Origin of the sequence: Acetatifactor aquisgranensis, assembly GCF_943193215.1 — a bacterium.
GTDB lineage: Bacteria > Bacillota > Clostridia > Lachnospirales > Lachnospiraceae > Acetatifactor > Acetatifactor aquisgranensis.
The window spans coordinates 1-10,102 of record NZ_CALPDH010000066.1; the positions used below are offsets into that span (position 1 = coordinate 1).

Genomic DNA, 10,102 nt, shown 5'->3' on the forward strand with positions numbered 1-10,102 from the left:
TGATAAAATCAAGGTTTCTTGATGCCGGCATATTGGTTTTTATCGTTTTGAGTACTTATAATCCGACTTTAGGGATAATAAATCTGGAGCTGCTGGGAGAGAACAGAATCTGCCTGCGGGTAGCGGAGGAGTATCTGGAATTTGCGGAGGAGAATGAGGTGGAACGCCTGATTGATTTTTACTGGATGAAAAATGCCTTTATAGTGGACTTTCTGGCAGAGGAGATGAGTTCCGCCGGATATTCCAAAGGCTGCATTTCCAGTGTGGACGGGTTCACCAGGAATCTGGATCGGAGCGGGGAGTCCTATGCGTATACCTTTTATGACAGGGTGGATTCCGCGATTTATCCTGTGGCGAATATACAGTACAGCGGCCCGTCCAGCATAGTGTATCTTCAGGATTATGGGATGAACGATGGGCAGATGCAATATTATTATGCCTATTCCAATGGAGAACTCCGCACGGCCTATCTTGACGTACAGGATGGCCTTTGCAGGAGCGCTGTCAGCGATTTGGCATGTTATAGCGGTGAATATAGCTGCGGCGAGATCCTGCTGCGGATGATTCCTGTCTATATTGCGGATACATTCCAGAGAGAAAGACTGTCCGGGCTGGCGGGAGAGGGTATTTTTTCTATATACAGTGAGGATGGCAGAATCTGTCACAATGACGCCGAACTGATGCTGACCTCACTGTACCGCGATAAGGATGTGCAGTACGAGGCGGTTCTGGTTCAGTGACCGGCGTAAAATGATTGTGCATTTGTCGGAAAAAATGGTTGCTTTTTTATCTGGCATGTGTTAAGATGAAACGTGTTTGGATTGTATCACTTGATTTCCTGATAAATCAAAATGTTTGGATCATGATGATGCAGGGCTTTAGGAGGTGTGGGACAGTTGGGAGCCTTAAAGATTATACTGACAATTTTATTTATTTTCATATGCATAGCGCTTGTTGTGTTGGTACTGATGCAGGAGGGCAAGTCAGCAGGGCTTGGAGCCATCAGCGGGGCCGCCGAGACCTATTGGGGCAAGAATAAAGGACGCTCCATGGAGGGTCTGCTGGTAAAGCTTACCAAGGTGTTGGCTGCATTGTTCATGATTCTTGCGGTCATACTGAATCTGAATGTATTTTAAGGTACGGAACTGAGACACTCTTGCGGATGCTGCAAGAGTGTTTTTTGTCATATTAGGAGAAGATATGGGTTATAAGGATCAGAAAGCGTCATGGGAGGCAAGAAAGAAAATCATCTGCGAACTGGTGAATGATTCCATCTATGTTCCCATGAAAGAGAAAGAGCTGGCTGCGTTCATGCAGGTGGCAAAAGAGGACAGAGAGGAGTTCCGCAGTATCCTGCGGGAACTTTTGGAAGAGAGGAAGCTCTCCCTTACTTCCGGAGCGAAATATGTGAAAGGAAACGGACCGGCCCTGATTGGTACTTTCATCAGCCATCCTAAGGGCTTTGGCTTCGTGGAGATAGAAAGTGCCGGAGACGGGGCTTTCCAGGAAGACCTCTATATTCCCGAGGGCAAGGCCGGCGGCGCGTTCCACAGGGATACCGTGGAGGTGGCCCTGTTGCCGGAGAGCGAGGGCAGGAGGCAGGAGGCCCAGGTAATCCGCATCATTGCCAGAGGCATGACGCAGATTGTGGGCACCTATGACCGGGTGTCGGAGAACTATGGTTTCGTGATTCCGGACAATACGAAGCTGGCCAGGGATATCTTTGTTCCCAGGGAGCAGTCAAAGGGGGCCATGACCGGCCACAAAGTGGTGGTGGACATCACGGACTATGGCAATGAGCGGAAGAGTCCCGAGGGAAAAGTGGTGGAAATTCTGGGACATATCAATGACCCGGGCGTGGATATCATGTCCATTGTCAGGAATTATGAGCTGCCGGTGGAATTTTCCGTGAAAATCATGAACCAGGCAGAGCGGGTGTCCCAGGAAGTATCCGAGGCGGACATGGCCGGGCGCAGGGATCTGCGGGATATGATGATGGTGACCATAGACGGAGAGGATGCAAAGGATCTGGACGACGCGGTGAGCGTTTCTTATGAGGACGGAAAATATCACTTGGGCGTCCACATTGCGGATGTGACCAATTATGTCCAGGAGAATTCCGCGCTGGACAGGGAGGCATTGAACCGCGGCACCAGCGTCTATCTGGTGGACAGGGTCATCCCCATGCTGCCCCATGCGCTGTCCAACGGCATCTGCTCCCTGAATCAGGGAGTGGACAGACTTGCCCTGAGCTGCCTGATGACCGTGGAGCCGGATGGGGAGATTTCGGATTATGAGATATGCGAGTCCGTCATCCGCGTCGATAAGCGCATGTCCTACACAATCGTGAAAGAACTGCTGGAGGATGAAAACCTGGCGGACAGGGAGGAAGGCTATGGGCAGTATAAAGAGCTGCTGCCCATGTTCCGGGAGATGGAGAAGCTGGCCGCCATCCTGCGGGAGAAGCGCCGCAGACGGGGCTCCATTGACTTTGATTTTCCGGAGTGCAGGATTCTTTTGGATAAAGAGGGCCATCCCACGGAAATCAGGCCCTATGAGCGCAACGTGGCCACGGATATCATAGAGGATTTCATGCTGGCGGCAAATGAAACGGTGGCGCAGCATTTCTACTGGATGGAACTGCCCTTTGTATACCGTATCCACGATGTGCCTGACGGGGAGCGGATCCGGAAACTGTCGGCGTTCATCAATAATTTAGGACTCTATATGAAAGCCGTGGGCAGAACCGGGCAGAAGACCTCCGGGGAGGAAGTCCACCCCAAGGAGATTCAAAAGCTCCTGGCAAAAATTGCCGGGACGCCTGAGGAACCTATGATCAGCCGTCTGGCCCTGCGCAGTATGAAGCAGGCGAAATACAGCACGGAATGCACGGGGCACTTTGGGCTGGCATGTCAGTATTACTGCCACTTCACCTCCCCTATCCGCAGATACCCGGATTTGCAGATTCACAGAATCATCAAAGAACAGCTGCGGGGACGGCTTAAGGAGGAGCGGACTGCCCATTACCGGGAGATTCTGCCGGAGGTGGCAAAGCATGCTTCCGAGACGGAGCGCCGCGCGGACGAGGCCGAGCGGGAGACCGACAAGCTGAAAAAAGTGGAGTACATGGAGGAACGAATCGGCGAAATTTATGAGGGAGTCATCTCCGGCATCACCAGCTGGGGAATCTATGTGGAGCTGCCCAGCACGGTAGAGGGGCTGGTACATGTCTCCAAACTTCCTGGTGATTATTTCCGCTATGACGAAAGCAGATACGAGATGGTGGGAGACGCTACAGGGAAGAGCTACAAACTGGGCATGCCCGTCAGGGTGAGGGTGGAGGACTGTGACCGGTTCAACCGGACCATTGATTTCAGCATTGCATAACATGTGTCCATACAATGCCTGAAAAAAGAGGCTGCCATAGCGGACAGGGATTTTGCCGCCGGATCAGGCCGGAGGGGCAGCTTCGGAAACAGATTGCCGCAGGCGGCAGTGAAACGTGAGACAGAGGTGACAGGAATGGCAAAGGAAAAGGAACCGCAGAAGCTGATAGCCAATAATAAGAAAGCTTATCACGAATATTTTATCGAGGAGACTTATGAAGCCGGCATATCCCTCCACGGCACGGAAGTCAAGTCCATGCGCATGGGAAAATGCAGCATCAAGGAGTCTTTCATCCGCATAGAGGACGGAGAGATATTTGTCTACGGCATGCATGTAAGCCCCTACGAAAAAGGGAATATTTTCAACAAAGACCCCCTGCGTGTCAAAAAGCTTCTGCTGCATAAATATGAAATCAACAAGCTGGCGGGCAAGGTTGCCGAGAAAGGCTATACCCTTGTCCCCCTCCAGGTCTATTTTAAGAACGGCAAAGTCAAGACCCAGATAGGCCTGGCCCGTGGCAAGAAGCTCTATGACAAACGGGAGTCCATCGCCAAAAAGGACCAGCGCAGGGAGATGGAGAGGGACTTCAAGGTCAGGAATCTGTAAGGGAGAAGCTTTCGCCTGCTGACGCAGTTTTTGTTCAACAAAGGCTTTACACTTTTCAAAAAGATTGCTATAATGAAAATGTCCTGCAGATGGCTTTTCTCAGAAAGAAGGTGGCATATGACAGAAGAGGAGTTATTGCAGAAAAATGTAGAAGAATTTGCCAGGCTTCAGGGATATATGATACTTGCGGAGGGTATCAATCTTACGGAATTGGATGTTATAAAAGAGTCACAGGCATAAAATTGAATAAGGGGTAGTAAAGGTTTCGACAGGGGTCTTGCAGCTGGAGAAGCTATCCGTTGCGACACGTTAATCGCACAACTAAACTAAACGCTGAAGATAATTATCAGTACGCACTGGCTGCCTAACCGCAGCTGGTGACGCCGCCTTTGGCGGCTTGTCCGCTCCGGGGCACCCACACTCCGGAACCCGGGCATCGATGATGTGGGAAACGACATGCGTTAAGCTTTGCGCGCATGGGCGTATCATGAAGCTACCGAATATGGCCGATTGTTCGTTGTCTGCCACAGGAGGGAACAGGCGGGAGAGAGACCTGCCAGGATAACGAACTATGATAGTAGAAGGACAGGGAATAGGCTTTTGGACAGGGGTTCGACTCCCCTCTACTCCACTCGTAACACTTGTATCATTATGAAATAAGAAAAGCGGCTGGCGCATGAGGCAATCCGGGCAATGCGGCAGCCTGTTTTTTAGGAGGTGTCATATGGATTCGGAAAAAGCTGCATTGTCTGTCGGAGGATACCTGTTCCTTACGGAAAAGGATGCCCAGCTGGCCAGGGCGGAGGAACAGAGAATCGCTTATTTGGAGGAGCGCATAGATTATTCCTCCCCGGAAAGCATACGCTATATATATGAGAAGACCATTCATGAGCGCCTGTTCAAGACGCCGATAGGTCTGCGCTATCTGAGGAAACTTCGGGACTTTCTGCTTTCCCAGCCGGAGATGGATCCAAAGAGTGTCATGGAGATTCCGCTGTACATCCCTTTCGACGGAGGGCTGCGGGAGCAGACCAGCCCCGCCCGGGCAAGAGTGGCTCCGTCTAAGAAAAAAGATAAGGATAAAGAAAAGAGCCGTTTCCTGCTTTCTGTGGCTTTAAATGTGATGCTGGTAGTTGCCATCATCGCCATGTTCGTCATATCCTTTGCCAGCGACCAGCCCAATATCGTCAACTATGAGAGGGTCATCACAGACAAGTACGCCACCTGGGAGCAGGAACTGACACAGCGTGAGCAGGCTGTTCGTGAAAAGGAGAGGGAACTGAAGATGGACCAGTAGGAAAGGAGGCGCGCAGATGGAGCGGTTGAAGATATTGGTGGTGGACGACGAGAGCAGGATGCGCAAGCTGGTGCGGGACTTCCTTATAAAAAGCGGCTACGATGTGATTGAGGCCGGGGACGGGGAGGAAGCGCTGGACATCTTTTTCAAGGAAAAGGAGATTGCCCTGATTGTTCTGGACGTCATGATGCCGAAGATGGACGGCTGGCAGGTGTGCCGGGAAATCCGTTCCTACTCCAAGGTGCCTATCATCATGCTTACGGCCAGGGCGGACGAACAGGACGAGCTGCAGGGCTTCCAGCTTGGAGTAGACGAATATGTCACGAAGCCTTTCAGCCCGAAGATACTGGTGGCGCGGATTGAGGCCATCCTGCGCCGTACCAATCAGGCGGTGAATGAGGAGGTCATGAGCTGCAGCGGCATCGAGATGGACAAAGCGGCCCATCAGGTGAAGATAGACGGTAAACCGATAGAACTGAGCTATAAAGAGTTTGAACTGCTGGCGTATTTCCTGGAGAACCGGGGGATAGCCCTGTCCCGGGAGCGCATCCTGAACAATGTGTGGAATTATGATTATTTCGGGGACGCCCGCACCATCGACACCCATGTGAAGAAACTCCGCAGCAAAATGGGAGAGAAAGGGGAACTGATCAAGACCATATGGGGCATGGGCTACAAATTGGAAGAGGATAAGCAATGACGGCCCATGGGCATAGGGCTGCGGGCCGGGAGAAGACAGGCAGAACGGGCACGTTTCCTATGGGAAAGATTTCCCATGGGAAAGATTTCCCATGGGAAAGACGGCAATCGGGATGTGAGAGAGGTCAGGTGGAGACTTAGATGACGCATTCGATCAGGCGGCAGCTGGCGCTGATTTTCATCGGGCTGATGGCAGGAACGATTCTGCTGTGTTGGCTGATGAACAATATATTCCTGGAACAGTACTATATCAGGAGCAAGACAGAGGTCATCTATGAGGCCTATGACGCGATATCGCAGGCGGCGAACAGTGATACTTACAGTACGGAGGAGTTCCGCAAGGAACTGAACGATATCTGCGGCATATATAATATCACGGTCTATGTCATGGACGCCAATTCCCGGCTGAAATATGCCTCCATCAACGGCGGAGAGGAATTGGAAAAAAGGCTGGCCGCATATATATTCGGCTTTTTCAACGATGCCGTGAAGGTAATCGTGCAGAACGATGAATATGTGGTTCAGCAGGTACACGCGGACGGCGCGGATTTCCTGGAAATGTACGGCAGACTGAACAGCGGCATCTCCTTTATCATGCACACGCCGCTGGAAAGCATCCGGGAGAGCGTGAAGATTTCCAACCGCTTTCTGGCTTATATGGGAATAGTGACCGTACTGGCCGGCGGCATCATCATCTGGGCTGTCTCCACAAGGATTACGAAGCCCATTCTGGAGCTCAGCCGCATATCGGAGAAGATGGTGCATCTGGATTTCGAGGCGAAGTACGAGGGCGGCGACCGCAATGAGATAGGCCTGCTGGGCGGGAACATCAACAAGCTTTCCGCGTCTCTGGAGCGTTCCATATCAGAGCTCAAGACGGCCAACAATGAGCTGCAGAAGGATATTGAGAAAAAAGAGGAGATAGACGCCATGCGAAAGGACTTCCTGGCAAATGTCTCCCACGAGCTCAAGACGCCTATCGCGCTGATACAGGGTTATGCCGAGGGATTGTCCGAGGGAGTCAATGACGATCCGGAGAGCCGCAGCTTCTACTGCGAGGTTATCATGGACGAGGCGGCGAAGATGAACAACATGGTGAAGAAGCTGATGACCCTGAACCAGCTGGAATTCGGCAATGACGTGGTGGCCATGGAACGGTTCGACGTGACGGCGCTGATAAAAAATTATGTCCAGTCAGCGGGAATCCTCACCAGGCAGAATGAGATAACGGTGCGTATGGCGGAGTATGAGCCCGCCTATGTATGGGGGGATGTGTACAAGACCGAGGAGGTCTTCATGAACTATTTCTCCAACGCGGTGAACCACTGCCGGGCGGTGGACGAAGAAAAGGGAAAGATAATCGTCATCTCTCTGGAACAGAGAGGCTTGAATGTGAGAATAGGCGTGTTCAACACAGGAGCTCCTATCCCGGAGGAATCCATCCCGCATCTCTGGGAGAAATTCTATAAAGTAGATAAGGCCAGGACCAGAGAGTACGGGGGAAGCGGCGTCGGGCTGTCTATTGTCAAGGCCATCATGGAATCCATGAATCAGAAGTACGGCGTGGAGAACTATAATAACGGAGTGCTGTTCTGGTTCGAACTGGAGGGGAATATAGCGTCCGCTGAGAGCGGGAACGGGGGGGAAGCATGATCGAGGAAATGGTTTATACAAAAGTGCTTCTGGTAGGATTGGATACGGGGGAGGAACAGGACTTCGACCATTCTATGGAGGAGCTGAAAAGTCTGGCGGAGGCTGCTTATAAGCAGGTGGCGGGCATCATCGTCCAGCGCATGCCGGCTGTGAACAAGGCATTTTATATCGGCACCGGCAAGGTGGAAGAGGTGCGGGAGTACGCCGGGCAGTGCGGAGCGCAGGAGGTTGTCTTCGACAACGCCCTTTCTCCCTCCCAGGTGCGCAATCTCGGCCGGGAGCTGGGGCTTCCTGTGCTGGACAGGACCAATCTGATTCTGGACATTTTCGCCATCAGGGCCCAGACAAAAGAGGCGAAGCTCCAGGTGGAGACCGCAAGACTGCAGTATTTCCTGCCCAGACTGGTAGGAATGCGGGAAAACTTAAGCAGACAGGGCGGAACTACCGGGGGCAGCTTAAGCAACAGAGGCGCGGGAGAGACGAAGCTGGAGCTGGACAGGCGTAAGATTGAGCACCGCATCAGCGAACTGAAGAAAGATTTGGACGAGGTGGCCGGGGCAAGGCAGACCATGCGGAAGAAGCGCAGTCAGTCCAGGATTCCCAAGGTGGCCCTGGTGGGCTATACCAATGCCGGAAAGTCAACTATCATGAACCGCATGGTGGATTTGTACGGAGACAAGAAAGACAAGACTGTGCTGGAGAAAGATATGCTCTTCGCAACGCTGGATACCAATGTGCGCTGCATCAATCCCAGGACAGATGAGAACATTCCCTTTTTCCTGTCAGATACGGTGGGATTCATCAATAAACTGCCCCATGGGCTGGTAAAGGCTTTCCGTTCCACTCTGGAGGAGGTCAGGTACGCGGATCTGCTGATTCATGTGGTGGATTTTTCAGATGAGCACTATAGACAGCAGATGGAAGTGACAGCAGAGACTTTAAAGGAGCTGGAGGCAGGGGACATCCCGCAGATTGTGGTCTACAATAAGGCGGATAAATGCGATGTGGCGGATATGCCCAGAGTAAAGGGCAGGCAGATTTACATGGCGGCTTCTGAGGGCTGCGGCATAGAAGAGCTGGTGGAGCTGATTAAAGAATGCGTCTATGCAGACCGGGTTCAGGCGTCATTTCTTCTGCCATATGATAAGGGAGGTATTGTTTCCTATTTCATGGAAAACGCCACAGTGCTGGAGCAGGAGTACAGGGATGAGGGCGTATGGATTAGAGTCAGCTGTCATAAAAGTGACGCGGATAAATATGGCATGTACCAAAAAAGCGCGCAATAACATTTTTTGCTTGTCTGGCGGAGAAATATGTTGTATGATTAAAGAAGCGCTGCGATACAGAATGCGGGATGGGTATTTAAAACAGGAACTGGATAAGGAAGAGATGAGATGAAATATAAAAAGAGCTTGATGACGGTAATGGCTGTTGCGATGCTGGGGCTGAGCGGATGCGCTGAGAACCAGATTCCGGAGATGACAGAGGAAGAGATGCGGGCTGTGGGCGAATATGTCGCCTATGCGCTGACGAAGTATGACGCAGGACGAAGCAGCAGACTCATGGACCTGCCTCCCGTAGAGGAGGAGAGCAAAGCCCCTGTGAGCACTCCGGCTCCGGAGGAGACGGTGGGGATGGATCCGGTGGACGACACTCCTGTAGTGGATGCCTCCGGAGCGCAGACGGCCGAGGGAGAGCAGTCCGCGGAAGAGGTTTCCTACAGTGCGGAAGAAGTGATGGGATTCCCGGAGGGAGTCGTCCTGAAATATACGGGGCAGGAAATCTGCGACAGCTATCCGGCTGACAGTGATGCTTTTGCGGTCACGGCAACCGAGGGAAAGAAGCTGATGATACTTAAATTCTCCATTACGAATACACAGGAGCAGGAAACAAAAGTAGATTTATTATCCTCCCAGACCTCATACAGGATTTCCATAGGGGAAGAGCGTTCCCGGAGGGCGCTTGCAACGTTGCTGCCAAATGACATGGCTTTTTATGCGGATACCTTGCCAGCGGGAGGCAGCGCCGAAGTGGTATTGGTGACAGAGGTGGATGAGAGCCTGGCAGAGTCAGGGGCCCCTGTAGCGGTTCAATTGAAAAATGAGTCAAAGTCACACACAATTCAACTGTCCGATGAGACATGACGCGATGAAAACGCCCATTGATGGGCGTTTTTTTGCCCTTAAAATTAAATTGTTGAAAAAAGTCAAAAAAATAAAAAATTTAGTGTTGACAATTGGAGGAAGAGGTGTTATAGTATATTTCGTTGTCAGGCAAACACGACAACGGTCAATCCAAAAAGATTGAAGGAAAAATAAAAAAGTTGTTGACAAAAGCGGAAAGATATGATATCCTATCAAAGTTGTCGCTGATGAAGACGACAGAGCACCTTGACAAACGAACAGCAATGCAACCCTGAAGATTCCGGAGACCATCCGCAAGGATGGAGGAAATTCAGAG

Annotated in this window: 9 protein-coding genes, 1 other RNA gene and 1 pseudogene; all 11 read left to right on the top strand. The window is 51.5% G+C overall.

Annotated elements, in window-relative coordinates; all coding sequences use genetic code 11:
• Positions 1–740 (top strand): annotated as a pseudogene (locus NFS35_RS27965) (hypothetical protein); the annotation flags it as partial.
• 156 nt (positions 741–896) lie between these two features.
• The gene (gene secG / locus NFS35_RS27970) at positions 897–1,136 is read left to right on the top strand and encodes a preprotein translocase subunit SecG (RefSeq protein ID WP_251210249.1); all 240 of its coding nucleotides are present in this window, start codon (positions 897–899) and stop codon (positions 1,134–1,136) included.
• Positions 1,137–1,200: 64 nt separating this feature from the next.
• A complete protein-coding gene (rnr, locus tag NFS35_RS27975; protein ID WP_251210250.1) occupies positions 1,201–3,387 on the top strand; it encodes a ribonuclease R in 2,187 nt (728 codons plus the stop codon).
• Between the two features lie 135 nt (positions 3,388–3,522).
• Positions 3,523–3,993, top strand: a complete 471-nt coding sequence (gene smpB, locus NFS35_RS27980; protein WP_251210256.1) for an SsrA-binding protein SmpB — start codon at positions 3,523–3,525, stop codon at positions 3,991–3,993.
• 117 nt (positions 3,994–4,110) lie between these two features.
• Entirely contained in the window at positions 4,111–4,233 is a 123-nt protein-coding gene (locus tag NFS35_RS29175; RefSeq protein WP_275564746.1) for a hypothetical protein, read from the top strand.
• Between the two features lie 10 nt (positions 4,234–4,243).
• Positions 4,244–4,627: a transfer-messenger RNA gene (gene ssrA / locus NFS35_RS27985) on the top strand.
• Positions 4,628–4,717: 90 nt separating this feature from the next.
• Positions 4,718–5,290 carry a hypothetical protein gene (locus NFS35_RS27990; protein ID WP_251210251.1) on the top strand — a complete coding sequence of 191 codons (573 nt, stop codon included), beginning with the start codon at positions 4,718–4,720 and terminating at the stop codon, positions 5,288–5,290.
• A 16-nt stretch (positions 5,291–5,306) separates the two neighbouring features.
• Positions 5,307–5,990: a response regulator transcription factor gene (locus NFS35_RS27995; protein WP_251210252.1), complete on the top strand. Its 684-nt coding sequence runs from the start codon at positions 5,307–5,309 to the stop codon at positions 5,988–5,990.
• 140 nt (positions 5,991–6,130) lie between these two features.
• A complete protein-coding gene (locus NFS35_RS28000) occupies positions 6,131–7,642 on the top strand; it encodes a sensor histidine kinase (protein WP_251210253.1) in 1,512 nt (503 codons plus the stop codon).
• Positions 7,639–8,928 carry a GTPase HflX gene (gene hflX / locus NFS35_RS28005; protein WP_251210254.1) on the top strand — a complete coding sequence of 430 codons (1,290 nt, stop codon included), beginning with the start codon at positions 7,639–7,641 and terminating at the stop codon, positions 8,926–8,928. The genes NFS35_RS28000 and hflX overlap by 4 nt, the downstream gene beginning before the upstream one ends.
• A gap of 108 nt (positions 8,929–9,036) precedes the next feature.
• Complete coding sequence (locus tag NFS35_RS28010; protein ID WP_251210255.1) at positions 9,037–9,786, top strand: hypothetical protein; 750 nt, start codon at positions 9,037–9,039, stop codon at positions 9,784–9,786.
• Positions 9,787–10,102: the final 316 nt, after the last annotated feature.

What these genes read in the sequence shown, in the direction of transcription:
- NFS35_RS28010 (WP_251210255.1), top strand. Translation starts at nt 9,037, where the DNA reads ATGAAATATAAAAAGAGCTTGATGACGGTAATGGCTGTTGCGATGCTG.
- NFS35_RS27990 (WP_251210251.1), top strand. Translation starts at nt 4,718, where the DNA reads ATGGATTCGGAAAAAGCTGCATTGTCTGTCGGAGGATACCTGTTCCTT.
- NFS35_RS27995 (WP_251210252.1), top strand. Translation starts at nt 5,307, where the DNA reads ATGGAGCGGTTGAAGATATTGGTGGTGGACGACGAGAGCAGGATGCGC.
- smpB (WP_251210256.1), top strand. Translation starts at nt 3,523, where the DNA reads ATGGCAAAGGAAAAGGAACCGCAGAAGCTGATAGCCAATAATAAGAAA.
- rnr (WP_251210250.1), top strand. Translation starts at nt 1,201, where the DNA reads ATGGGTTATAAGGATCAGAAAGCGTCATGGGAGGCAAGAAAGAAAATC.
- hflX (WP_251210254.1), top strand. Translation starts at nt 7,639, where the DNA reads ATGATCGAGGAAATGGTTTATACAAAAGTGCTTCTGGTAGGATTGGAT.
- NFS35_RS29175 (WP_275564746.1), top strand. Translation starts at nt 4,111, where the DNA reads ATGACAGAAGAGGAGTTATTGCAGAAAAATGTAGAAGAATTTGCCAGG.
- NFS35_RS28000 (WP_251210253.1), top strand. Translation starts at nt 6,131, where the DNA reads ATGACGCATTCGATCAGGCGGCAGCTGGCGCTGATTTTCATCGGGCTG.